The sequence below is a fragment of the Pontibacter sp. CAU 1760 genome (assembly GCF_054482735.1).
Map to the genome: position 1 here is coordinate 86,023 of NZ_JBTLRL010000004.1, position 22,944 is coordinate 108,966.

Consider the following 22,944-nt stretch of genomic DNA (forward strand, 5'->3'; position numbering starts at 1 on the left):
AGCCGTTTATACTATCAGGGAAGGAGCGCGTAAAGGTTTAAAAATAGCGAAATTTTAACGTAAATATGCAGCTGCGCTAATTCTAGCACGCTGTATTCGTAAATCAAAAGTATAATGCTTATTTTTGTAGATAAACCCAGAGAGAGATGTTTGATAATTTAAGTAACAAATTAGATCGGGCCTTCAAAACGCTGAAAGGCCAGGGAAGCATTACCGAGATCAACGTGGCCCAAACCATCAAGGAGGTGCGCCGTGCCCTGGTGGATGCCGACGTAAACTATAAAGTTGCCAAAACCGTCACCGACAAGATCAAGGAAGAGGCCATGGGGCGCGATGTGTTGATCTCCGTTTCGCCGGGGCAACTCATGGTGAAGATCGTGCACGAGGAGCTGACCGAGCTGATGGGTGGCGAGAAACAAGACATCAACCTGAAAGGTGATCCGGCCATTATCCTGATCGCGGGTCTGCAAGGTTCTGGTAAGACGACCTTTACGGGCAAGCTGGCAAACCATATCAAGCGCCAGGGGCGCAACGTGCTGGTGGCTGCCTGCGACGTGTACCGCCCGGCTGCGATTAACCAGCTACAGGTGCTGGCCGAGCAGGTGGGCGTAGAGGCCTATACCGAACTGGAGAACAAAAACCCGGTTCAGATTGCCCTCAACGCCATTGAGCACGCTAAGAAGACAAATAAAAAGGTCGTAATCATCGATACCGCCGGTCGTTTGGCCGTGGACGAGGCGATGATGAACGAGATTGCCGAGATCAAGAAGGCCGTGAAGCCGACTGAGACACTGTTCGTGGTGGATTCCATGACCGGTCAGGATGCGGTAAACACAGCCAAGACCTTTAACGACCGCATCAACTTTGACGGCGTGGTACTGACGAAGCTTGATGGTGACTCACGTGGTGGTGCTGCCCTTTCGATTCGCGCCGTAGTGGAGAAGCCGATCAAGTTTATCTCTACCGGTGAGAAGATGGAGGCGCTCGACCTGTTCTACCCAGACCGTATGGCCCAGCGAATCCTGGGTATGGGTGACGTGATCTCGTTGGTAGAGCGTGCGCAGCAGGCTTTTGATGAGGACGAAGCCAAGCGCATTAACAAGAAGATCCGCAAGAACCAGTTCAACTTCGATGACTTCCTGACGCAGTTAGAGCAGATCAAGAAGATGGGTGACATCAAAGACCTGGTAGGTATGATACCGGGGGTTGGCAAGGCTTTGAAGGATGTGGAGATCGATGAGAATGCGTTCAAGCCAATTGAGGCGATCATCAAATCCATGACGCCAGCTGAGCGCGAGAACCCGGATATGATCAGCGGAAGCCGTCGTGCCCGTATCGCCAAAGGTAGCGGCACCGACCTGCAACAGGTAAATAACCTCATGAAGCAGTTCAACGACATGCGCAAGATGATGCGCTCGATGAACAAGATGGCTGGCAAGCGCGGTGGCTTAGGCAACCTGGCTAATATGATGAAGCAGCGCTAATTTTTTAGCCTACTAATAAAAGAGAGCGGGGCTGTACTTTCATAAGTGCAGCCCCGCTCTCTTTTATTGGTGGTTTAGTCGCTCCTAATAATTCGTCTTGGTTTCGTTTGCTTCCCAGGCATCGAACCCGGCTTTTGCCTCCTCTGAGAGGAGTGGCTCCATCGGTATTATCCGTTCTTCTAATGGTTTTGTAATCTCCTCATAAATCAACGCGTCATCGAAACCGATGCGTGCCGCATCGTCGCGGGTGTTTCCGTAATATACTTTCCTGAGCCGCGCCCAGTAAATGGCGCCCAGGCACATCGGGCAGGGCTCGCAGCTGGTATAAAGCTCACAGTCAGACAGGTCGAACCGGCCAAGTGCCTGCGATGCTTTCCGGATGGCGTCTACCTCGGCATGGGCTGTCGGGTCGTTCGATGACAGCACATTGTTATACCCACGGGCGATGATTTCACCGTTTTGGACCACCACGGCACCGAAAGGCCCACCATTCCCTTGTTTCATCTTATCGACAGACAGGCGTATAGCCTCCCGCATAAATGTGCTTTTTTCAGACATAGATATTAAAAGTGGTATTAGTGGCACACGATATAGCTACTACTTAAAACGGAGCAGGAACATAGGTTAAATTGGGGGAAATCACACCTAAAGTTAATTTCGAAGAGGTTTATATCAAGCTGATTCATTTTTCGGATTGAATAAAAAAGCTTATGGATGGACTTGATACGATGTCAAAAAAATAGCTTACCCGGCACTTGTGCTAAACTATCGCATACTCGCCGTGTAAGCTATCCCATTCTTTACCCGAAGGCATGACTTGGGTGAATGTGTAAACATGCTATACTCATACGAGGGTAATAGCAGGAGGTTGGTTCTCGGTCTAAAGTGACATGCTACTTGAAATAGGTGTAATTTCCCCTACACAAAGCCCAAAATATCCAAACCCGAATGATATGCGTAGGAAATGTGGACATTATACCACTTAATTGTAAAATCATGAAGTTAAAATCACATATCGGATTTTTTGTCATGTGCCTGCTAAGCATCGCTGCGATGAGCAGCTGCACGACTACCCGTGAGCAGGAAGTAGAAGATGAGTTGGGGGAATTCAGGAACTGGGTAAGCCGCACGACCTCCAATATTGCCAACGCCACCGAAGAAGACTGGAAACAAGCAAAGCAGGACTTTAGCATGCGTACCCAGGAGCTAGATCAGAAACAGGATAATTTCACCGATGAGGTGAAAGCGGAGTACAAAGACCTGAAGCAGCGCTTCAACGATTCGGACAAGCAATTTCAGCAACGGCAAAGCCAGACCCGCATAGTGGAGTGGCAACGTAAACTTTTGGGCCAATGGGCTGATATGTCCACCATCAATGAAGCGAATGTCCGGGAGGCATACATTACCTATATGGAAAACGTGCGTTCGATGAAGCAGAACTGGACGAACACGGATTGGGAAATGGCCAAATTGATCATGCAGCAATTAGACGAGCGCAGAGAGCAACTGACAGGAGACATAGATACGGACTCGCAGATAAAGATAAAGGCGCTGCAAATGGAGTTCCGCACCCTGGAAACCGCGGCTGACGTGACCAACTAAACGATGACGCGGCCTTCCTGCGCCTGACCATACAGGACGGATTGGCCTGTTTGGTGCCGATAGCCACTCAGCCATGCCAGGATCGCATCGAACTGGTGCCAGTTCTGGGGCTCTTCCGCAATCTCAAAGGATAATTTGCCTTGCAAGGCTGCCACATAATCCGGCAGGCTTGCAAGGCTTTTTTTATACCCCTCAAGCTGGGGAAGCAGCAAACGGTTGAGCGCAGCCGGGTACGTCTCGAGGGTTGCGATGCCTGCCTCTGCCCAGATGGCGCGCAGTCGCATGGCGCGTGCGGTAAGGCCGCCAATAAACATCGGCGACATCGCCTGCAGCTCGCGGTCAGCCTGGCGGTAGAAATAGTCTCCGGCCCCGGCACCTGGTGGCATGGTATAGACGGCGGGTAAGGTCAGAGGGGCATCCAGGTAAATCACTTTCGCCTCCAGTTCCTCTACCAAGTCCTGCAACCACTCATCCGCATTTTTTGACTTGGGGCTTTGCCATACCTTTAGCCTGCCCTGCATGAGCTTTGCGACAGCGGTAGTTCCCGCCAACTGGGAGCCATAATCAATGCCGATGTGGTGATGCCCTGTTTGTTCCATACCATCAAGTTTTAATCCGGACTTACTTTGTCTATACTACGCCCTACTGCTTTTGAGAGCGCTGCTGCACTAATTGGGTGGAAGGGGTATGGGATGGTTGCAACTTGAAACTGGCTACCATGCGCTTGTGCAGGGTAGGGGCGTCCCAGTAACCGCTGGCAATGTGCCGGCGAATGGTATACAGCGGCTCTTCGTCGTCCTGGTTAGTGGAAAGCTGGAAAGCGGCTTCCATACCCCGGCTCTTTAGTTCCGGTATAACTTCTTTGTTCCAGAGGCCAAACGGGTAGGCAAAATATGTTACAGGCTTGCCTGTGATTTCCTCCAGCACCTGCTTGGGCTTCTCGACCTGGGTATGCCACTGCTCCCCGGATATCTTTTTTACGTTCTGGTGGTCCCAGGTGTGGCTCCCGATGGCATGGCCCCGGTCCGACAGCTCTTTAAGTTGCTCCCGGCTCATATACCTTGGCTTACCGATGGCCACGGTCATCACGAAGAATACGCCTTTAAAGCCATGCTTTTCTAGTTCCGGAGCTGCCACGGTGTACTGGTCCAGGTTAGTGTCGTCAAATGTCAGCATGATGGGTTTGGCCGGCAGGGGAGCCCCGTGGGTCAGGTAAGCGCGTAACTGATCGGGCAGCACGGTATGGTAACCGCTGTCGGCCAGCAGCTTTATCTGTTCCCTGAAGCGCGCCTCGGGCACGATGTAGTCTTTGGCCTGCCTGGAGTCGGTAGAGCGCCAGTCACGAATCTGGTGGTAACACAAAATCGGCACCTGCGGTCGGCTCAGGATGGTTTCTGCAGATGCTTCCTCCAGGGAGGGTAGTTCCGTTGCAGCGCTAGCATCAACCGTTAGGGTCGAGTCTATCGCTGGGGAAGTAGCAATTGTGGAGGAGTCGGGTGTTTCAGCCTGCTCGACTGTACTTTCTTGGCAGGACGCAATGAGCAATGTGCCACAAATTGAAAGCAGCTGTAAGTAACGGTAAAAAGCAAGCATAATATTGGGAGAGTTTACACCCTTAAGTTACAAAATTTATGCGCTGCTACTGCTGCTATTTTGCCTCGGTGATGATTTATTTTGAAGTCTTTACGTTGGATGCTGCTTTAGCTGATCAGCCGCTTTTTAAGCTGATGCACAATGCGCAGGTGATGGTCGAAGTGTGCTTGCAGGAACTTGAGCGTTTGAGAAATGTTCATGTAGCCGGTTCTTGGGTGCTTGAACAGGGCTTTGTGCAGCAGATCTTCCGGGATGGCTGAGAGCACGTCTTCCATGGTAAAGCGCAGGTCATCCCACTGCTGCCGCAGCCCCACGAGGGAGTCATAGTCAGGCATAGTAGCTACAACCGATGGCGCTTTGTACTTGCGTCCCGACAGCAGGGCAAGCTTCAGAAGCGCAGATTTGAATATCCCAGAAATCTGAACATCCCGCAGCTTCTCGGGTTGCTCCAGCTTACGCTGCACGTAGCCCAGCGTGTACTTGTCAACCAGTACCAGATGGCCCAGATGCTGCATGATGGACCACTTCCCTTCTTCGGGTGCAGTTTTCAGCAGCTCAGTCTCCAAGCTCTCCAGCTCGTCCAGCAGCCTGTTGCGCGATGTCTCCATGCGCAGGTATTTTGCTTCTAGGGTTAGGTTCATATAGTTTACTGTGCTTGGGACATTTAAAATAGCCATGGGCTGTGCGGAATCTATAACGTAAATCAAACGGACAATTATTGTAATATAGGATTATTTAATATATAACGAAAATTATATATTAAATAAACTTTAATGACTGGCATACGCCTGCGCAGGCTATTGCTGGAATTTAAGGCTTTATTATTTTTACGCTAGTGGAAATGTGCCGAACTTACCTCCTGCACAAGAAATAACGAGATGAAGAACGATCCGATGGGTGGGGCCATGAAAGACTTCCTGGCTGGCGAAAAAGACGCGCAGGTGGTTGTTGCAAGCGACCTGACTGAAGAAGATGTGATTCCGGCGCATTACCTGTTCCGGACAGAGGGGGAGATGCCAGACTTGGAGTTGGCGGCCCTGGCAGCCTGCCACGGCAAGGTGCTGGATGTTGGGGCGGGGGCAGGAAGCCACACCCTGGTGCTGCAACAGCAAGGCAGAGACGTGACAGCCATCGATGTGTCCCTGGGAGCTGCCGAAGTAATGCAGCAGCGCGGTGTAAGGAAAATTTTGCACCAGGATGTGATGGACCTCAAAAGCGAGCAGTTCGACACGCTACTTTTACTGATGAACGGGATTGGCATTACAGGTACCTTGCGGGGGCTCGATCGGTTTTTGCACCACGCCAAAACCTTGTTGAGGCCGGGGGGCCAGATACTGTTGGAGTCGTCGGATATCCTGTACATGTTCGAAGAGGAAGATGGTTCGGTGGTGCTGGACCTGAATGCTGGCTATTACGGGGAGGTGAAGTACAACATGCGCTATAAAGACCAGGAGAGCGGCTGGTTTAAATGGTTATTTATCGCTGGGGCTATTCTGGAGGACCACGCCAAAGCGCAGGGATTTGCATTTGAAGTGCTTTTTGAGGGAGAGCATGGCAATTACCTGGCCCGTTTAAGCCTGCCATTACCTGCCTAATCATCCAAGCCATACTATCCCATGGAACATCCAGCCCATCCATTCATACCCTATCATGCTGCAAATCCTTCACCGCAGGAGGTTTTGCAACAGGCGCAGGATTTTTATTCCCACCTCGAACAGCGCAGGTCGGTGCGTGAGTTCTCTGATATACCCGTGGCCAGGGAGGTGATCGAGCATTTGGTACTGGCTGCTTCTACAGCCCCGTCTGGTGCCCACAAGCAACCCTGGGTCTTCTGTGTGGTGTCGGACCCTGCGCTCAAGAAACAGATACGCGAGGCCGCCGAAAAGGAGGAGTTTGCCTCTTACAATGGCCGCATGACACCAGAATGGCTGGAGGATTTAGCTCCTTTGGGCACCGATTGGCAAGAGCCTTTCCTGGAAACGGCACCCTACCTGATCGTGGTTTTTAAAAAGGCCTTTGAGTACAGGGCGGATGGCACCAAGCGCAATAATTATTATGTTTCCGAGTCGGTGGGGATTGCCTGTGGCATGCTAATCACGGCCATACATCGGGCAGGGCTTGTGACCTTAACGCATACCCCGAGCCCGATGAACTTCCTGGCAAAACTCCTGGGCCGACCCGATAATGAGCGCCCTTACCTTTTATTGCCAGTAGGTTATGCAGCCCGGGGAGCCATGGTTCCCAACCTGCAACGGAAGCCTTTAGAGGAGATTTCTGTCTGGTACGAGCCGAAACCGTAGCCGCCCTTTTCGGAGGATTTCCAGGTTTTGATGTTACTCTCCTGGTTCATGTGCCGTAAGAGAAGACAGTATACCTGCCCCGCAGGGCTATGATGTCTGATCTAACACAACATATGAGACCAACATTCAAGACCAACTGGGAAATTACCAAACAGACTTTTAAGGATTTTGCGAACGACAAACCGCTTGATTACGCCGCGATCATCGGGTTTTATACCATCTTCTCGATGCCCGCGGTGCTCATCATCGTCATCCGGATCGCCGGGTCGGCTTTTGGGCAGGAGGCGGTGCGCGGCGAAGTCGTTAAGCAAATCGGGGGCATCATCGGCCGGAACAGTGCCACCCAAATCCAAAGCATCATTGAAAACGCCAGCCAATCCGAGGCTAGCACAGTGGGCACCATCATCGGCATCGCGACCATGGTATTTACCGCTACCACCGTGTTCGTGGCCCTCCAAGACTCCATCAATGCCATGTGGGAGGTAAAGGCCAAGCCCGAGAAAGGATGGTGGAAACTCATCATTGACCGGATACTTTCTCTGGCCCTCGTGGTGAGTTTGGGCTTTTTGTTATTGGTTTCTCTATCAGTAGAGATTGTGATGGGCGTAGTGAACGACTACCTGGTGAAGGAACTGACAGGGGTGGCCGTATACCTCATGACGGCTGCGAACATAGCTGTGTCAATATTTATCAGTATACTTATTTTCGCCACGATCTTCAAGGTGCTGCCTGATGCAAAGATCAAGTGGCGCAATGTATGGGTGGGCGCTACGGTCACGTCTGTGCTCTTTGTTGTAGGCAAGTATATCCTCAACATCTACTTTCAGCACGACCCGCTGGCAGACACTTATGGCGCGGCCGGTTCACTGGTCCTGATCCTGGTTTGGGTATACTATGCCTCTATCATTTTCCTGTTCGGGGCAGAGTTCACCCAAGTCTATTCGCGGGTGCATGACCGAGGCATCAAACCCAAGGATAATGCCGTGCGGATTCGAACAAAAGAGGTTGAATCTGAAAACTGATAGTATAATGTACTGGGCTTTGCGGTAGCGCACCTTCTGTCAAGGTGTTGTTGAGCAAATGTTTTCTATTGTTCCTTTTATCTTAAGAGATTATACCATTTGTCAAGTAAAGGAGCGTAGAAGGAAGCTTCAGATGTTGTTTCACCCTTTTCTCCTACAGTTGTGGTTTCCAAATCCAACATGAGTTCTACTATTTCATCTATAGATTCTTTGTCTAAATCTATCCAGTAATAGCTATTGGAAGTAACAGTTGAATCATTGTGAAGCGCAGGTTTTTCAATTACATTATCTGTCAATATTCTTTCTATCTCTGCTGCTATCTTTGCCATTCCATGTCGTTTTACTTCTACAAGGGTAGCCTTAAGTACACCTAAACCAAGTACGCTCTTTTGTTTTGTGAGTCTCTTATACTCTTTAGAATCCATAATTTAACTCACACTCAATTAGCCAAAAAAAAAGCGAAGACCTGTAAGGGCCTTCGCTTTTATATTTATCAGACGCCTATAGAATTAAGCCTCTGTTTTATACATTACCTTTTTAACGGCATCAATGGTACGCTCAATGTTTGGCAACGAAGCCTCGATCAGGGTAGGAGCGTAAGGAAGCGGCACGTCGCGGCATGTCACGCGCTTCACCGGGGCATCCATATAATCAAAGGCATTGCTCTGTATATGGTACGCCAGCTCAGAAGAGATAGACGCCAATGGCCATGCTTCTTCCACCACCACCATGCGGTTTGTCTTCTTAACAGACTCGATCAGGGTCTTGTAATCGATCGGACGCACGGTGCGCAGGTCAATGACTTCCGCCTCGATGCCGTCTTTGGCCAGTTCTTCCGCAGCAGCTAGGGCGACTTTCATCATTTTACCAAAAGAAACGATGGTGACATCAGAACCTTCGCGCTTGATATCGGCTACACCGATTGGAAGGGTGTATTCTTCTTCAGGTACCTCGCCCTTATCACCGTACATCTGCTCAGACTCCATGAAAATAACCGGGTCGTTGTCGCGGATGGCAGATTTCAATAAGCCTTTGGCATCGTATGGATTAGAAGGCACAATTACCTTCAGACCTGGTGTGTTGGCAAACCAGTTCTCGAAGTTCTGCGAGTGCTGTGAAGAAAGCATGCCAGCGCTGCCCGTAGGGCCACGGAAAACCATCGGCGCACTGTACTGCCCACCAGACATCGACATAACCTTCGCGGCAGAGTTGATCACTTGGTCGATTGCCACCAACGAGAAGTTAAAGGTCATGAATTCAATCACAGGGCGCAGGCCGTTCATGGCAGCCCCAACACCGATACCGGCAAAACCCAACTCGGCAATAGGCGTGTCAATCACGCGCTCCGGGCCAAATTCGTCCAGCATGCCCTGGCTTACTTTGTAAGCACCATTGTATTCGGCTACTTCCTCGCCCATCAGAAACACGCGCTCATCACGGCGCATTTCCTCCGTTAAAGCTTCGCGCAAGGCTTCTCTAAACTGTATACTTCGCATATATGATGTTTTAATTCTTCTGTTCTGATGGTAAAATTAAGAGAACTCTATGAATTTCCAATGTACTTGTTTGTTTTCTGTCGCTGCTTTCAGTGTAGCAGGGCATCTTTAAAGGAGTTCTTTTCGCGGTAGCTCTCAAATTCGGGGTCAGTGATGGCTTTTTGGGTATAGCTTCTGTCCGCCTGAATCGCCCTGCGTAGGTTCTGCTCCAGCTGCTGTTCATTTTGCGTGCGGGCTCCAAGCAAGGCAAGGCTGTAATAGGCCAGCGCGTCGTTGGGCTTTTGCTCCAGGGCCTGGGTATAAAACTGCGCTGCTCCCTCGTAGTTTTCCTTCAGCAGGTAGCTAAGCCCCAGGTTCATGTTAGTCTGGTAGCTGTCTCCCGCGTAGCGCAGCGTGCTGATGGCTTCGTCATACAGGCCCATTTCCATCTCCAGGGCAGCCTTGTCGGCAAAAATTTGCTGTAACATGGCCTCCTCGCCACCCAACTTAATGGCGTAGTTATAATATTCCAGCGCTTCTTCCCTGTCGCCACGCAAATGGTAGGCACTGGCCAGGCTATAATACACAGGAGCCGTCGGGTTTCTGAAACCGGCATATGAGAGGTTATGGATAGCCTGCGCCAACAAGTCCTGCTTTACTTTCGTTCGGTATTCTTTTCGCGCGAGTTCGTTATACACCACTCCCAGGTTGTAGTATGCCGGCCATTTGTCAGTGGACTTCACGGCGGCCTCATAAAATTTGCGCTTGTCCTGCAGCAAGGGCGTTAAGGTAGCGGCATATTGCAGCTCAGCCTCTGATAGCTCACTGGCTGAAGCCTGCCCGTTTGCGATTTTCTGCGCCAATACATACAACTCGTAATCCGGTTTACGGTCTTTGTTGTAGTTCACTACCAGCTCTGCCGAACGCATGTTGGGATAGATGAATTTTTTGATGTAATCGGCAGCAGGCAGTTGCTCCAGGGCTTTTAGCTTTTCCTCGCGGCTCTGGCTACTCTTCATAATGCTGAGCGCCTGCTGTTTTTCCTGGGGCACCATGGCCGAACTGCTGATTTTCTGCTCTAACAAATGCAGGCCTTCAGTGGCAGGCTGAATTTTAATGTTGACGCGCTTGCCGCTATAGTCCAGCGTTTGGAGCTTTTGACGGTATAGTTTCTCCAAGGCCTGAGCGCGCTTGGTTGCCAGGTTTGGCGTCGGTTCATCCGGTGCCTGCGAGGCTTTGATGGTTATTTCCTGCGTATTGACATTGTCTAACACGTATTGTTCCAATACCTGGGCATCAGGGCCTACGCCGGTTTCTAGGGTAGCTTTGTTCTTTGGGAATAAGAAGGACACAGTTCCCGGCTGCATCATCTGGACCTGGAAACTGTCGGTCAGCAGGTAACTGAAATCGTTTTTCTGCACCAACAGCAGGGGAGTGGTCACCAGGCCAGCGGCTACCTGCCTGGGCTTGGTATAGCGCACATTGCCTTCTTTATTATCCATTGCCCGTCCTTGCACCATCAGGCGGCCCGGGTTCTTCTCGGGGGCATAGGGAAAAGCTAGTTGGCGGGTTACGGTGGGCTGATCGTTTTCATACACATACTCACCGAACTTAAAGCTGTAAGTGGCCACCTCTTCGCGCTTCATCCCATACTCATAATACACATCCAGCTTATAGGTCTGCTCCTCCCTCACCAACTTCTCCGGAACTTGTGCCTTCAGTTCGAAGTTAACTGATTGGCCGTTGGCTTCCAGCGGGTTAGGTGATACTGTAACGGACTGACCCTTTTCGGCTGTGCGCACCATTCGCTGCAGTGTGCAGGAAGGGGCAGTCAATCCAACGGAAAGGGTAAGGACCAGGAGCAGGGAATGGTTTTTTTTGTACTGTTGCATATCCTATTGTTAAGCTAGATCGTAAAAAGTAACAGTTATACCGTGTACAGGCAAGTTCTGTTTGCACCTTATCGTAAAGGTTTGATTTTGACTTTTAACGAACAGAACGTAATTTAGTCATCTAAATTTCAGAAAAATGAAGCGTCTACAGTACTATATCGAATCTCAGGCATTTGGGGTATGTACGATGCTGGGTGAAAAACTTGGCATTGCTACCTCCAGCATCCGCCTCTCTTTTATCTACCTATCTTTTCTGACGATGGGCTCTCCGGTGCTGCTTTACCTGATGCTCGCCTTCTGGATGAATGTGCAGAAAAGCCTTCGCCGCGAACGCAGCACGATCTGGGATCTATAGATCCTGCACCGTTCTTCGCTGCCGCACAAAATACTTCCACACGATACTTCCTCTGTAAACCCCGGTCATGTCCGGGAACTTGCCTCTTTGGTGTTGCGCCTTGCGCTGTTTTTGCCAGTAGCCTATATTTCTGAGAACGTTCCAGTGCGCTTTTAGCACGGCCTGTGCATCCTTGTGCTGCTTGGCCAGTACCATCCTGAAGGCAGCCAGCCAATCCAGCAGCACCCGTATAACCAGTGTTGGGATTATCTCGCTGGTGGGCAGGTTTTTAACTAACAGCGCCAGCCCGTTCCGGAAGTTGAGGTAGGTTTTTCGGGGATTGGACTTGTGAAGCGTACCGCCGCCTACATGAAACACCTGGCTGTGGCCGTTATAAAGCACTTTATACCCTGCGTTCTTCGCGCGCCAACAAAAATCAATTTCTTCCATGTGGGCAAAAAAAGCAGGCTCCAGCCTGCCCAAGCCATGGAACACCGTTGCCCGAACGACCATACAGGCGCCCGTTGCCCAGAAAATCTCCTGCACATCGTCGTACTGGCCTTTATCTTCTTCCAGCGTTTCGAACAGGCGGCCGCGGCAGTAGGGGTAGCCTAGGGCGTCGAGCAAACCGCCCCCGGCGCCTGCATACTCAAAAAAGTCGGGGTGCTGCTGAGAGTTGATTTTAGGCTGGCAAACCGCCACGCTGCTATCAGAATCCAGTAAAGCTACAAGCGGCTCTACCCAACCAGGAGGCACCGCCACATCGGAGTTCAGCAGCACGTAGTAGTCGGCATCCACCTGCTTCAGGGCTTGGTTATACCCCGCGCAAAAGCCAAAGTTCTGCTCCAGCAGGATCAAACGCACCTGCGGGAACTGTACCTGTAAAAATTTAACAGATCCGTCAGTAGACGCATTGTCTGCTACAATCACTTCGCAGCCTCCGCTGTTTGCTATAACACCGGGTAGAAACTCCCGAAGAAACCTAATACCATTCCAGTTGAGTATAACAACAGCAACGTGGGGCGTACTATAGGCCAAAGCTTCCTAGGTCTAATCCGGGTATGTTTGGGAGCAAACCCTCCGTGCTCTTCTTCATCTCTTCCTGCGCACGCTCGCCTGCCGTTAACATCGCGTTGTTCACAGCGGCCACCACCAGGTCGTTTACCATCTCGCGGTCGCTTACGTTCATGATGGTTTCATCAATCTCAATCTTAAGCAACTGGCGCTGCCCGTTCACCGTGGCTTTCACCAATCCGGCACCTGAATCCGCCGTTACGGTGATATCTTTCAGTTTATCCTGTGCTTCCTTCATTTTGGCCTGGACTTCTTTCATCTTGCCCATCATGCCGAACATATCAAACATAGTTTTCTTCTTTTAGGTGTACATGTAAAGTGCCGGCTTTGCCTGGCCGGCGATTGCAAATATAACCATACGAGCCCTTGTTACCTTTCCGGAATGTGTAAGGCAATACACCGGTAAGAATTTTACCGTAAGAGCGAAACAGTGCCCGTATGGCGCTTTTCAGTACCTTTGTTCTCGGTAACGGTAACTTCATATGCGTAAACGCCCGCCGGTAAAAGCTTGCCTTGAAAGGTGCCGTCCCAGCCCAGGTCGGCATCTGTGCCTTGGTAGATCAGGTTGCCCCCGCGGTTATATACTTTTAACTGGTAGCCGGTAAAAAAACGCCCTTTAATGACAAAAGTATCGTTCAGGCCGTCATTGTTGGGCGTAAAGGCGCTGGGTATGAATAGCTGCCCTGCCAGCTCAATTAAAACTGTGTTGGAGTACGTCACGCTGCCGTCACGCAAAGTGCCCTTGGTTCTGTACCAGCGCTGTTGCTGGTTATCATTCAGGTTGATGTCCTTGTACGTAGTGCCGGTAGTAGGAAAAGCTTTCAATACATTGCCGTTGGCATCCAACATCTCCAGGCTGTATACAACGGAAGCGTCAGATGGTCCCTTGTAAGCGCTCCAGTCAAGTTGGATAGCTGTTTCAGTACGCAACTGTTCTGCCTGTAGGAATACAGGGCAGGTTACGTTGCCATAATCCGAGCTGTTGGCACAGGCATTGGTATAGGTGGTTCGAAAGCAATAAGGCCCCGGTGCGCTTAAAGCATCAATATACGTAAGTTCCTGTACATTGGCCAGCGGCTGATACTTCCCGTTCTGCCCCTGGCTACGCTCTATCGCGAAATTACCGTCACCTGCTGTCACTTTGTTTTCTCTGCTGATGGTCAGCACTACCTGGTTCTCCGGGTTGTACGTAGAGGCCACAGCGGGTGCTGATGGGGTAGCGGTGGAAGTTACCAGTACCTCTGCCACCGCTGACACAGACACGCTGCTATCCGCCGCAATGCCCTGAATAACATACTGATAGGGCATGTTGCATGTAACTTCTTGGTCTGCGTACTGACTGGCTGAACTGGTTAATGTCTTAATTTTTACCCCATTGCGATATACCCTGAAGGAGCTCGCAAAAGGCATGTTTTTCCACTTCAGCGTCACTAACTCATTTCCGGAGGTGGCCTCTAGCGTGATTAGGCTAACAGGAGTGGAGCCGGGTGACGCACTGCCACAAGCATCAACGGGCTGAATCCTGTAATGCACGGCATTTGTCGTATTTATATTCGTCAGCAAGTGTGTCAGGGCATTCGTCAGGGTTGCGTCCTGTAAGGTTCTGATGGTATCGATGGTGGCGAACCTAGCGGCGTTTTGCTGCCATTGCTGCACCAGGTAAATGCTGCCGGGCTGTAATTGCCGCAATTCAAGCTGCACGCGTTCGCTTGTTCCCTGTTTTTGGACAGTAAGCCTGCTAAGTAATGGAAGCTGTGTGGCATAATAGGCCGTAACTTGCTTCTCGGCACTACCGGTACAGGCTCCTGGCTCATAGGCACCGGTTACCTTAACCCTATAAGTGCCAGCCGTGGCATATGTATGCTCAACGCTACTGCTGCCTGGCTGCACATTGGTATCGCGCTGCCCATCGCCATACTCTATCATATAAAAGGTATAGTTGGTGTCCCTGATGTCAACGGCCACTTTCCCATTGGCACAGGTGCTGACATTAAAATCAGGTGCTGGGGTGGCTTTTACCTCATATACAACCGATACCGTATCGGTGAGGGTGTTACTGCCGTAATTGGCTACCTGCAAAACCCGGTAAGTGCCGGGGGCGGTATAGGTATGTGTCTGGTCGTCTGAGGCATTGGTGATGGGCGTGCCTTTTTTGTAGTTAAATATATAGTACTCATTCTCATCCGGTACTTCATTGCCACAGTCCTGAAACGTATAGGGCCGTCCCACACAGAGCACCGTAGCCTTCTGGTTTTGCTGGTCGAATGCCTCAAAGCATTTTTCGGCTGCCCTTGTTGGGAGTGCTGCCCACAGTAGGCCTATGTAAAGAAGTAGTTTCAATAATATAAGTTTGGTAGAGAACGGGAGCGTAAAATATACAATTTTTGATGTATTGGCAATCCTAAATTTTCCTACAGGTTACCCGTTTTTTCGTTTCGCAGAAAGGCTATACTCGCCATGATGTCGTCGTGTAATATACGGTCTGTCGCCATAAACGGTACTTTCTCCCGGAATGCGGCTACTACTTCTTCCAGTTTTGGAGACGTTCTAAGCGGCCGGCGGAAATCAAGCGCCTGCGCTGCGTGTATTAACTCGATGGCTAACACGCGCTCCATATTATGGATGACACGGTAAAGCTTTGTCGCGGCATTGGCACCCATGCTGACATGGTCCTCCTGGTTATTGGACGACGTGATCGAGTCAATAGACGAAGGCGTGCAAAGCTGTTTGTTCTGGCTCACGATGGAAGCGGCCGTATACTGCGTGATCATGAAACCGGAGTTGAGGCCGGACTCCGCTACCAGAAACTCAGGCAACCCGCGCAAACCAGAGATCAGCTGATAGGTACGACGCTCCGAGATGTTACCGAGTTCAGCCATCGCGATGGCCATAAAATCCAGCGCTAAAGCCAAAGGCTGCCCATGGAAATTCCCGCCAGACAAGATAGCATCCTCTTCCGGAAACACGTTGGGGTTATCCGTCACCGAATTTATCTCGGTCACGAAAACCTTCTCGGCGTATGCCAGCGCGTCTTTGGTTGCGCCATGCACCTGCGGCATGCAGCGGAAGGAGTAAGGGTCCTGCACATGTGGTTTCTCCTGCCGGATCAGCTCACTGCCTTCCAGTAGTTCGCGCACTGTGGCGGCAGTTTCCTGCTGGCCTTTGTGTGGCCGCAACTGGTGGATGCGCGCATCGAAAGGCTCAAGCAGCCCGTCAAAGGCATCCAGGGACAGGGCCCCGATCATGTCGGCCTGCTTGGCAAGTCGCCTGGCGTGGAGCAAAGCCTGTACGCCATAAGCCGCCATAAACTGGGTACCGTTTAAAAGCGCCAGTCCTTCCTTGGCTTTTAGCGTCACGGGCTCCCAGCTAAACATCTCCAGCACATGCTTGCTGGCCAGTTTATACCCCTGGAAGTATACCTCGCCCATACCCAGCAGCGGGAGGCATAGGTGGGCCAGGGGAGACAAGTCGCCGCTGGCACCCAAAGAGCCCTGCTCATACACCACCGGGTATACATCGCGGTTGTAGAAATCAATCAAGCGCTTTACGGTGAGTAACTGTACCCCGCTATGCCCGTAAGCCAGCGACTGGATTTTGAGCAGGAGCATGAGCTTTACAATTTCCTCCGGCACTTCCGGGCCTGTGCCGCAGGCATGCGACATCATCAGGTTGCGCTGCAGTTGCTCCAGGTTAGGCTGTGAGATGCGCTTGTTGCAGAGGGCACCAAAGCCGGTATTAATGCCATAAATGCTTTTCGGCGTATCGCTTATTTTCTGCTGCAGATAATCATGGCACTGCACAATGCGCTGCTCGGCAGTTTCCGACAAAGCTAGCGTCTGCTTTTCCTGCAGTATCTTGTCAATGGTTTCCAGGCTCAGGTGATCACCTGTTATAAAATGCTCTTGTGGCATAAGTTAGCGAAGTTGCGTGATGATTTGGTCGAGGGTCAGGTCCTGCTGCTCGCCTTGCAGCATGTTGCGCAGCTTTAGCTTGCCCGTTGCCATTTCCTCTGATCCTATCAGTACAACGAACGGAATGTTTTTCTGGTCTGCGTAGCCCATTTGCTTTTTCAGTTTAGCCGGCTCGGGGTATAGCTCCGCCGCGATACCCGCATCCCGGAGTTGCTGCAGCACCGGCAAGCCATACAACTCGGACGCCTTGTCGAATTGAACTAACAGCACCTTGGTGCCCGCCTGGCTGCTTGCCGGAAACAGTTGAAGTTCTTCCAGCACGTCATAGATGCGGTCCACGCCGAACGAGAAGCCCACGCCAGACACGCCCGGCAAGCCAAACATACCCGTCAGGTTGTCGTAGCGGCCACCGCCGCTGATGCTGCCCATGCTCACGTTATTCACCTTAACCTCAAAGATACAGCCGGTATAATAGGAGAGGCCACGGGCCAGTGTTACATCCAGCAATAGCCGTGGGTGCTGAGACGCGTTAGATGCGCTGAGAGCCTGGCTATTAAGGCCGCTCAGGTAATCCCATACGTCACGCAGGTCTTTCAGGCCGCGCTGCCCTTCCTGGGTGTTGCCGAGTATGGCCTGGAGTTGCTCCAGCAGTTGCTCGTTGCTGCCTTCCAGGGTATAAAGCGGCTCCAGTTTATCCACAGCGCCCTCCGAAATGCCACGCTCCAACAGCTCCCTGCGCACACCATCCTGGCCTATTTTATCCAGTTTGTCGATAGCCACGCAGATGTCGCCTTCGCGTCCTTTTTCCCCAATGGCCTCCGCAATTCCTGCCAGTATACCCCGGTGGTTGATCTTGATGGTGAAGTCGGTGAGCCCCAAGGCTGTCAATACCTCGTTGATCATCTGGACGATCTCGGCTTCGCAGAGCAGGGAATTGGTGCCCACTACGTCGGCATCGCACTGGTAGAACTCGCGGTAGCGGCCTTTCTGTGGTCGGTCGGCGCGCCATACCGGCTGGATCTGGTACCGCTTGAATGGAAAGGTGATCTCGTTTCGGTTCATGACCACGTAGCGGGCAAACGGCACCGTCAGGTCATAGCGCAGGGCCTTCTCAGAGATTTTGCGTGTCAGGTGCTTAGAGCCCTCGGCAATATCCTCCGGCTTTGTTTTAGACAAAAAGTCGCCTGAGTTCAGAACCTTGAAGATCAGCTGGTCGCCCTCATCGCCATACTTGCCCGTCAGGACAGACAGTTGCTCCATAGCCGGGGTTTCGAGGGGCAGATAACCGAATTTCTCGAAGGTGCGCTTGATGACGCCGAATATATAGTTACGCTTCACGACGACTGCAGGACTAAAGTCGCGGGTGCCTTTTGGGATAGATGGTTTTTCTTTGCTCATGCTTTTGACTTTGCCTGCGAAGTTAGTAAAAGCTGAGGAATTGGCCGCTTATTTAGCGTGGTGTGGTAAGCATGCGGAAGCAGCTGATTTGAACTGCTGTAGGTTATGCTTGTTTTGCAAGGCTTTACGGTTGATGCGGTCACGTTCAGCGTCTTGCCACCAGCCCCATTTATTGAAGTATTTGACAGAGGAAACCAAGTGATGCATGAACAGGCGCAGGGTTTTAGCCGATGCCCGCTGGTAGACATGATAAATCCGCAACGACCCATCGTATAATAGTACCCCCCTTCTGGACAGGCGCCGACACAGGTCTACGTCTTCGAGATATAGGAAAAAGCGCTCGTCAAATGGCCCGGTTTCGCGCAAGGTCTGCGAGCGGATCATCAGGAAGCACCCTAACAGAAAAGGAACTTCCACCAGGGCATCTTCTGGCACACCCTCGTACTGGTGCGACTGCAGCCGCTTCCGGAAAAACCGGTGCAGCAGCGGCACCCTGCGTAAAAACAAGTCCTGGGGCGATGGCAGCAGTCGCCTGGAGCCCTGATGCGATGCGTCGGGGTAAAGGACCTGCGGCGCCGACACCACCACCTGCTGCCGTGCTTCCATCTTCAGGAAAAGTGCTGTCACTACCTTCGGGTCAAAATATACATCCGGGTTAAGCACCAGAAAATACGTGCAGCGGTGCAGGCCCAGGTGCATACTGACATTGTGCCCGCTTCCGAATCCTAGGTTCCGGGGGCTGAGTTGGTACGTAATGCGGGTGTCATGCGGGATTTGGGTACGCAGTGCATCTGTCGGGGCGTTGTCGATCAGGTAGAGGTGTACCCGCAGCGGTGTGTCTAAAAAGCTGGCAATAGCCTTGTTGAGCAAGGCAGCATCGGATTTGTAAGCCACGATAGAGCCGACCACATCCAAGTGATTATCATCTTCGGCATTATGGTTCGTGTGCTTAGGTGGCATGACTGCTTAATTGTGTGGCGCGTTCTGCTAAAATGCGTGTTCGTCGCCGCTGAACATGTTCGTAATGGTGAAATAAATAATCTTCAGATCCAGTATGAAGGTCCAGTTTTCCAGGTAAAACAAATCCAGGCGCACCCGGCCACGCACCTGGTAATCTTCGGTAGTGTCGCCACGGTAACCGCGTACCTGCGAGAGCCCGGTTATACCCGGCTTGATCAGGTGGCGCACCATGTACTTGTGGGCCACCAAGGCGTACTCTCTGTTGGCCTTCAGCATGTGTGGCCGCGGACCTACAACCGACATCTGGCCTAAAAATACGTTAAAAAACTGGGGGAGCTCGTCCAGGCTGGTCTTGCGGATAAAGGCCCCGATAGGAGTGATGCGGTTATCTCCGCGGCTGGCCAGCAAAGAGTTGGCAGCTGTGTTCACATACATCGAGCGCAGTTTCCAGCAACGGAATGTCGTGTTGTTGATCCCGGCACGCTCCTGACCGAAAAACACCGGTCCTCTGGAGTCCATCTTAATGAGGATGGCCAGCAGTGGCAGAAGCCAGGAAAGTACCCCTACAATCACGATTAGCGAGAACACCACATCGAAGCTCCTTTTTAGCAGTTTGTTCAACGCATCATCGAGGGGGATTGACCGCAGGATGAGCACTGGCAGCATGTCGTAAAAATCCACCTTGAGGTTGCGGATGGGCATGGCACCTGGTTCGGGCAAAAATTTCATCCGGACGAGGTGCTCGTCTACAAAATCGAGTAACTGCTGCACCTGTGACTTGTTAAGCTCAAAAGCACAGCAATATATTTCGTTCACCTCGTGCTCCAGCACAAAGCGCTCCAACGCATTCATGCGCCCCAGAATATGCGGGGAGCTAGTTTCGTGGTCATCAAAAAAGCCAAGAAAGTTGTAGCCATACTCCGGGTGGCTCTGTAGAAACCGCGCCAGTTCCTGGCCACTGTTGCCGTAACCCGCAATGATCACCTTCCTGGAGTTAAAGCCGCGACGGCGAAGCGTCCGGACAACGGATAGCACGATCAGGCGCCAAAGCATCACCCCGAATGCAAGGGCGGCATAATGGAAAAACCGGAGCTGAAGCGGATAGTCCTGGATGCCGCTGATGTTCAGGGTCGCCTCTACCAGCAGCACGTACAGCAACAGCACCTTGAGCGCGTTCAAAAGCACTTGCCTGGTTCTGTTGATGCGGTAAAGCTTGTAGGTACCCGCTAAGGTGGCGCAGGTTAACCAGATGAGCAGGGCATATAGTAGCAATGCGGGTGAGAACGCAAGGTACCAGAAAGCCAGCCAGAAGGCTGCGCATAGTGCGGCTGCCACCGCAACCAGGTCGCCGAGCACATGAACCAGCTTAATGTATTTAGAGTAGTATCCGGGCATAGGGCAGATGATTCGCCAATTTGCAAAACGATTATGATGCTAGCAACCAGTTGAAGTCAAATGACGGCTAGGTTCCTTGGTACTGCTTGTAGCTGAACCCAGCAGCAGCGCCGACAGAAACGAAAATAAGATGACCCCTTTCTGCGTCTGGAGGTTGCTTTCGGTGAGACTACACAGCATGAAAAATACCGCAAAGGCAGCTAGCAGGGGTACTTTGTTTTTCCAGGACAGGTAGAGGGCATAACCCATGTAAAGCAGGTATACCCCAAGCCCAGGTACACCCAAGCTCAACAGCAGGTGCAGGTACTGATTATGTGGGTCCGTTAGCTCAGGGGAGGCATTTTCAGGAAAGAGCCTGTTCTTCTCATCTGTCAGTTCCTGCTTCACATCACCGGACCCAACCCCCGCTAACAGGTGCTGTGACCCAAGCGATAGGCTAGCCTGCCAGAGCTGCTGCCGCTGCGAGATGCCATACTGGTTTTCTACCTTGCGCTTCAGGTAAGGGATCTGGGTATAGGCTGCCCACCCACCAACTGCCGCCAATAACACCATAACCAGCGCCAGCGCGTACCTTTTGCGTCGGATGGCATAGATCAGCCAGCCAGCTACCAGTACAAACACCCCACTCGCCAATGCCGTCCGCGAAGCCAGCACCACCGTGAAAGCAAACAAAAACACAGCCGTCAGGACCTGGATCAGCCTGAGCAGGCGGGACCGTTGCTTGTTTGGGTTCGAGATGACCATGAACAACAGTATGATGACCCCCAGCATGCTATACATACTGAAATAGGGTGCGTGGAAGGGCAATTGCTTGGGTAAGTGATAGGAAAAGTATACCCAATCCATTCCCAAAAATGCTTCCGGCTGCCGGTATAGGTTCAGGAAAAATACTTTGTGCAGCAAGAGCACCAAACTAATCACCGCAGCCAAGGTGACAGCCGCCACAAAAGCCTGCAGGTAGCGATGCCGCTCGTGCTTTGTGGGCGCAAGCGAAGTGAGGAGGAGCGGCAAGAGCAGGAAAGAACTTTTGAGTTCGAGCTCAGACAGGGCCGCGCTTTTGTTTGAGCTCCACCATACACTTATCCCGTACAGCAGGTAGAGCAAAAAAAGCAGCCGGTGCGCGTTATGGCTAAGCGTGGCTTTGATGTCCTGCCATACCTGCATGCGGCTTATCCAAATTAATGCTGCCAGGATCAGGAAAATGGAATTGATGTTGATGGCGAAGGGCATACTCAACACGAACCCATACAATGCCAACAGCAGCAGTTTACGCCGGTCGAGGTGTGGGGTATCAAGCATTAGTGTAAAACCGAAGGGTTAGGGAATAGCTCAGGCGCCTTGGCGGCGATGAAGGATTTGATCTGCTCCCGAAATATCTCCTGACTAAACCGTTCCGCATTTTGCCGGATGGTTTGGGCTGAAAAGTTAGGGGCAACCTGCTCAAACCGGCGCACGGCCTGCTGGATCGCTGAAGCTGTCTGCTTCTGAAAGAGAATGCCAGTCTCGCCATTCAGCACCGTTTCGGTTGCGCCGCCCTTGCCATAGGCGATAACGGGGGTACCGCAGGCCTGGGCTTCAACCGGTATAATCCCAAAGTCCTCTTCTGCCGCAAAAACCAGGGCTTTAGCCCGCTGCATGTGGTCTTTCAGCACGGCAAAAGGCTGGTAACCAAGCAGGGTGACGTTAGGGGTCGCCTTCGCTTTAAGTCTGGCCATGTCAGGCCCTTCGCCAATCACGATCAGCTTTTTGTCGGGCATGCGGGCGAAGGCTTCTACTATAATGTCTGTTTTCTTATAGGCTACCAACCGGGAGGCAGCCAGGTAAAAATCATCTTTCTGGGGCATCAGTGTAAAGCTGTCCACGTCTACGGGTGGGTAAATGACGGTGGACTCGCGGTTATACACTTTCCGGATCCGGCGCCCGATGTACGCTGAATTGGCGATGAAGTGGTCCGCCCGGTTAGCCGTGGTGTAATCCCACATCCTGACGTAGTGCAGCATGGTCCTCGCGATCATACCCCTTAAGCCTTTCGACAAGCCCGCCTCGCGGATGTACTGGTGGTACAGGTCCCAGGCATACCGGATAGGAGAGTGGCAATAGCAGATGTGTAGTTGGCTGCTGTGCGTAAGCACGCCTTTGGCAACGGCATGGCTACTGCTCAGCACCAGGTCATACCCCGATACGTCCAGCTGCTCTATGGCCAGGGGCATCAGGGCCAGGTAATTGCGGTAGTGCTTGCGGACAAAAGGCAGCTTCTGGATGAAGGTGGTTGTAACTTTCTTGTGCTGGATGTGCTGCCGCAGGTGTTCGGGCATAAAGTCAATCACGGCAAAGAGATCGGCCTCCGGGAAAACAGTGAGCAGTTGCTCCACTACCCGCTCTGAGCCGGAATAGTCTACAAACCACTCATGTATGATCGCAATTTTCAAAATATATCGTTTGAGTTCATGTAAAAGTATGGTGACGGAAGGGCGGTTGCGCGTGCATGCGCGTTGAACCGTATG

General features: G+C 51.7%; 22 protein-coding genes. 6 read left to right on the plus strand and 16 right to left on the minus strand.

Annotated features, from left to right (window positions below; genetic code table 11):
* The first annotated feature begins 146 nt into the window (after positions 1 to 146).
* Positions 147 to 1,484: a signal recognition particle protein gene (gene ffh / locus ACXYMU_RS06945; protein WP_458985640.1), complete on the plus strand. Its 1,338-nt coding sequence runs from the start codon at positions 147 to 149 to the stop codon at positions 1,482 to 1,484.
* Between the two features lie 84 nt (positions 1,485 to 1,568).
* On the opposite strand, the gene ACXYMU_RS06950 is transcribed toward ffh, so the two are convergent.
* Positions 1,569 to 2,042 (minus strand): nucleoside deaminase, encoded by a 474-nt coding sequence (locus tag ACXYMU_RS06950; RefSeq protein WP_458985641.1) that lies wholly within the window; start codon positions 2,040 to 2,042, stop codon positions 1,569 to 1,571.
* 438 nt (positions 2,043 to 2,480) lie between these two features.
* Here ACXYMU_RS06950 and ACXYMU_RS06955 point away from each other — a divergent pair, with 438 nt between their 5' ends.
* Entirely contained in the window at positions 2,481 to 3,086 is a 606-nt protein-coding gene (locus tag ACXYMU_RS06955) for a hypothetical protein (RefSeq protein ID WP_458985642.1), read from the plus strand.
* Here ACXYMU_RS06955 and ACXYMU_RS06960 read toward each other — a convergent pair.
* The 3 genes from ACXYMU_RS06960 to ACXYMU_RS06970 form a co-directional block, all read right to left on the minus strand.
* On the minus strand, positions 3,083 to 3,685 hold the full coding sequence (locus ACXYMU_RS06960) for a hypothetical protein (RefSeq protein ID WP_458985643.1): 603 nt from the start codon (positions 3,683 to 3,685) through the stop codon (positions 3,083 to 3,085). The genes ACXYMU_RS06955 and ACXYMU_RS06960 overlap by 4 nt on opposite strands.
* 43 nt (positions 3,686 to 3,728) lie before the next feature.
* Entirely contained in the window at positions 3,729 to 4,679 is a 951-nt protein-coding gene (locus tag ACXYMU_RS06965) for a polysaccharide deacetylase family protein (RefSeq protein WP_458985644.1), read from the minus strand.
* A 107-nt stretch (positions 4,680 to 4,786) separates the two neighbouring features.
* Positions 4,787 to 5,320 carry a DinB family protein gene (locus tag ACXYMU_RS06970; RefSeq protein ID WP_458985645.1) on the minus strand — a complete coding sequence of 178 codons (534 nt, stop codon included), beginning with the start codon at positions 5,318 to 5,320 and terminating at the stop codon, positions 4,787 to 4,789.
* Positions 5,321 to 5,557: 237 nt separating this feature from the next.
* Here ACXYMU_RS06970 and ACXYMU_RS06975 point away from each other — a divergent pair, with 237 nt between their 5' ends.
* The 3 genes from ACXYMU_RS06975 to ACXYMU_RS06985 all read left to right on the plus strand — a co-directional run bounded on the left by ACXYMU_RS06975 (position 5,558) and on the right by ACXYMU_RS06985 (position 8,001).
* Positions 5,558 to 6,274, plus strand: coding sequence for a class I SAM-dependent methyltransferase (locus ACXYMU_RS06975; protein WP_458985646.1), 717 nt, complete (start codon positions 5,558 to 5,560; stop codon positions 6,272 to 6,274).
* A gap of 21 nt (positions 6,275 to 6,295) precedes the next feature.
* On the plus strand, positions 6,296 to 6,979 hold the full coding sequence (locus ACXYMU_RS06980; RefSeq protein WP_458985647.1) for a nitroreductase family protein: 684 nt from the start codon (positions 6,296 to 6,298) through the stop codon (positions 6,977 to 6,979).
* Positions 6,980 to 7,092: 113 nt separating this feature from the next.
* Complete coding sequence (locus ACXYMU_RS06985; RefSeq protein ID WP_458985648.1) at positions 7,093 to 8,001, plus strand: YihY/virulence factor BrkB family protein; 909 nt, start codon at positions 7,093 to 7,095, stop codon at positions 7,999 to 8,001.
* A gap of 77 nt (positions 8,002 to 8,078) precedes the next feature.
* On the opposite strand, the gene ACXYMU_RS06990 is transcribed toward ACXYMU_RS06985, so the two are convergent.
* The 3 genes from ACXYMU_RS06990 to ACXYMU_RS07000 all read right to left on the minus strand — a co-directional run bounded on the left by ACXYMU_RS06990 (position 8,079) and on the right by ACXYMU_RS07000 (position 11,368).
* Complete coding sequence (locus ACXYMU_RS06990; RefSeq protein WP_458985649.1) at positions 8,079 to 8,426, minus strand: hypothetical protein; 348 nt, start codon at positions 8,424 to 8,426, stop codon at positions 8,079 to 8,081.
* Positions 8,427 to 8,510: 84 nt separating this feature from the next.
* Entirely contained in the window at positions 8,511 to 9,497 is a 987-nt protein-coding gene (locus ACXYMU_RS06995) for a pyruvate dehydrogenase complex E1 component subunit beta (protein WP_458985650.1), read from the minus strand.
* Positions 9,498 to 9,586: 89 nt separating this feature from the next.
* On the minus strand, positions 9,587 to 11,368 hold the full coding sequence (locus ACXYMU_RS07000; protein ID WP_458985651.1) for a tetratricopeptide repeat protein: 1,782 nt from the start codon (positions 11,366 to 11,368) through the stop codon (positions 9,587 to 9,589).
* Between the two features lie 136 nt (positions 11,369 to 11,504).
* On the opposite strand from ACXYMU_RS07000, the gene ACXYMU_RS07005 reads away from it, so the two are divergent.
* Positions 11,505 to 11,723 carry a PspC domain-containing protein gene (locus ACXYMU_RS07005; RefSeq protein ID WP_458985652.1) on the plus strand — a complete coding sequence of 73 codons (219 nt, stop codon included), beginning with the start codon at positions 11,505 to 11,507 and terminating at the stop codon, positions 11,721 to 11,723.
* Here ACXYMU_RS07005 and ACXYMU_RS07010 read toward each other — a convergent pair.
* From ACXYMU_RS07010 to ACXYMU_RS07050, 9 genes are all read right to left on the minus strand, one after another.
* A complete protein-coding gene (locus tag ACXYMU_RS07010) occupies positions 11,718 to 12,740 on the minus strand; it encodes a glycosyltransferase family 2 protein (RefSeq protein WP_458985653.1) in 1,023 nt (340 codons plus the stop codon). The genes ACXYMU_RS07005 and ACXYMU_RS07010 overlap by 6 nt on opposite strands.
* Positions 12,730 to 13,065 carry a YbaB/EbfC family nucleoid-associated protein gene (locus ACXYMU_RS07015; RefSeq protein WP_458985654.1) on the minus strand — a complete coding sequence of 112 codons (336 nt, stop codon included), beginning with the start codon at positions 13,063 to 13,065 and terminating at the stop codon, positions 12,730 to 12,732. Before ACXYMU_RS07015 ends, ACXYMU_RS07010 begins: the two co-directional genes overlap by 11 nt.
* 122 nt (positions 13,066 to 13,187) lie before the next feature.
* The gene (locus ACXYMU_RS07020) at positions 13,188 to 15,116 is read right to left on the minus strand and encodes a T9SS type B sorting domain-containing protein (RefSeq protein ID WP_458985655.1); all 1,929 of its coding nucleotides are present in this window, start codon (positions 15,114 to 15,116) and stop codon (positions 13,188 to 13,190) included.
* Between the two features lie 71 nt (positions 15,117 to 15,187).
* On the minus strand, positions 15,188 to 16,687 hold the full coding sequence (hutH, locus tag ACXYMU_RS07025) for a histidine ammonia-lyase (RefSeq protein WP_458985656.1): 1,500 nt from the start codon (positions 16,685 to 16,687) through the stop codon (positions 15,188 to 15,190).
* A gap of 3 nt (positions 16,688 to 16,690) precedes the next feature.
* Positions 16,691 to 18,085: a histidine--tRNA ligase gene (gene hisS / locus ACXYMU_RS07030; protein WP_458985657.1), complete on the minus strand. Its 1,395-nt coding sequence runs from the start codon at positions 18,083 to 18,085 to the stop codon at positions 16,691 to 16,693.
* 48 nt (positions 18,086 to 18,133) lie between these two features.
* Entirely contained in the window at positions 18,134 to 19,045 is a 912-nt protein-coding gene (locus ACXYMU_RS07035; RefSeq protein ID WP_458985658.1) for a glycosyltransferase, read from the minus strand.
* A 27-nt stretch (positions 19,046 to 19,072) separates the two neighbouring features.
* On the minus strand, positions 19,073 to 20,440 hold the full coding sequence (locus ACXYMU_RS07040) for an undecaprenyl-phosphate glucose phosphotransferase (protein WP_458985659.1): 1,368 nt from the start codon (positions 20,438 to 20,440) through the stop codon (positions 19,073 to 19,075).
* Positions 20,441 to 20,479: 39 nt separating this feature from the next.
* Complete coding sequence (locus tag ACXYMU_RS07045; protein WP_458985660.1) at positions 20,480 to 21,739, minus strand: O-antigen ligase family protein; 1,260 nt, start codon at positions 21,737 to 21,739, stop codon at positions 20,480 to 20,482.
* Positions 21,739 to 22,869 (minus strand): glycosyltransferase family 4 protein, encoded by a 1,131-nt coding sequence (locus tag ACXYMU_RS07050; protein ID WP_458985661.1) that lies wholly within the window; start codon positions 22,867 to 22,869, stop codon positions 21,739 to 21,741. The genes ACXYMU_RS07045 and ACXYMU_RS07050 overlap by 1 nt, the downstream gene beginning before the upstream one ends.
* Between the last annotated feature and the right edge of the window lie 75 nt (positions 22,870 to 22,944).

Bases quoted from the DNA above. Each gene is read 5' to 3' on its own strand.
- ffh (WP_458985640.1), top strand. From the start codon at position 147: ATGTTTGATAATTTAAGTAACAAATTAGATCGGGCCTTCAAAACGCTG.
- ACXYMU_RS06950 (WP_458985641.1), bottom strand. From the start codon at position 2,042: ATGTCTGAAAAAAGCACATTTATGCGGGAGGCTATACGCCTGTCTGTC.
- ACXYMU_RS06955 (WP_458985642.1), top strand. From the start codon at position 2,481: ATGAAGTTAAAATCACATATCGGATTTTTTGTCATGTGCCTGCTAAGC.
- ACXYMU_RS06960 (WP_458985643.1), bottom strand. From the start codon at position 3,685: ATGGAACAAACAGGGCATCACCACATCGGCATTGATTATGGCTCCCAG.
- ACXYMU_RS06965 (WP_458985644.1), bottom strand. From the start codon at position 4,679: ATGCTTGCTTTTTACCGTTACTTACAGCTGCTTTCAATTTGTGGCACA.
- ACXYMU_RS06970 (WP_458985645.1), bottom strand. From the start codon at position 5,320: ATGAACCTAACCCTAGAAGCAAAATACCTGCGCATGGAGACATCGCGC.
- ACXYMU_RS06975 (WP_458985646.1), top strand. From the start codon at position 5,558: ATGAAGAACGATCCGATGGGTGGGGCCATGAAAGACTTCCTGGCTGGC.
- ACXYMU_RS06980 (WP_458985647.1), top strand. From the start codon at position 6,296: ATGGAACATCCAGCCCATCCATTCATACCCTATCATGCTGCAAATCCT.
- ACXYMU_RS06985 (WP_458985648.1), top strand. From the start codon at position 7,093: ATGAGACCAACATTCAAGACCAACTGGGAAATTACCAAACAGACTTTT.
- ACXYMU_RS06990 (WP_458985649.1), bottom strand. From the start codon at position 8,426: ATGGATTCTAAAGAGTATAAGAGACTCACAAAACAAAAGAGCGTACTT.
- ACXYMU_RS06995 (WP_458985650.1), bottom strand. From the start codon at position 9,497: ATGCGAAGTATACAGTTTAGAGAAGCCTTGCGCGAAGCTTTAACGGAG.
- ACXYMU_RS07000 (WP_458985651.1), bottom strand. From the start codon at position 11,368: ATGCAACAGTACAAAAAAAACCATTCCCTGCTCCTGGTCCTTACCCTT.
- ACXYMU_RS07005 (WP_458985652.1), top strand. From the start codon at position 11,505: ATGAAGCGTCTACAGTACTATATCGAATCTCAGGCATTTGGGGTATGT.
- ACXYMU_RS07015 (WP_458985654.1), bottom strand. From the start codon at position 13,065: ATGTTTGATATGTTCGGCATGATGGGCAAGATGAAAGAAGTCCAGGCC.
- hutH (WP_458985656.1), bottom strand. From the start codon at position 16,687: ATGCCACAAGAGCATTTTATAACAGGTGATCACCTGAGCCTGGAAACC.
- hisS (WP_458985657.1), bottom strand. From the start codon at position 18,085: ATGAGCAAAGAAAAACCATCTATCCCAAAAGGCACCCGCGACTTTAGT.
- ACXYMU_RS07035 (WP_458985658.1), bottom strand. From the start codon at position 19,045: ATGCCACCTAAGCACACGAACCATAATGCCGAAGATGATAATCACTTG.
- ACXYMU_RS07040 (WP_458985659.1), bottom strand. From the start codon at position 20,440: ATGCCCGGATACTACTCTAAATACATTAAGCTGGTTCATGTGCTCGGC.
- ACXYMU_RS07045 (WP_458985660.1), bottom strand. From the start codon at position 21,739: ATGCTTGATACCCCACACCTCGACCGGCGTAAACTGCTGCTGTTGGCA.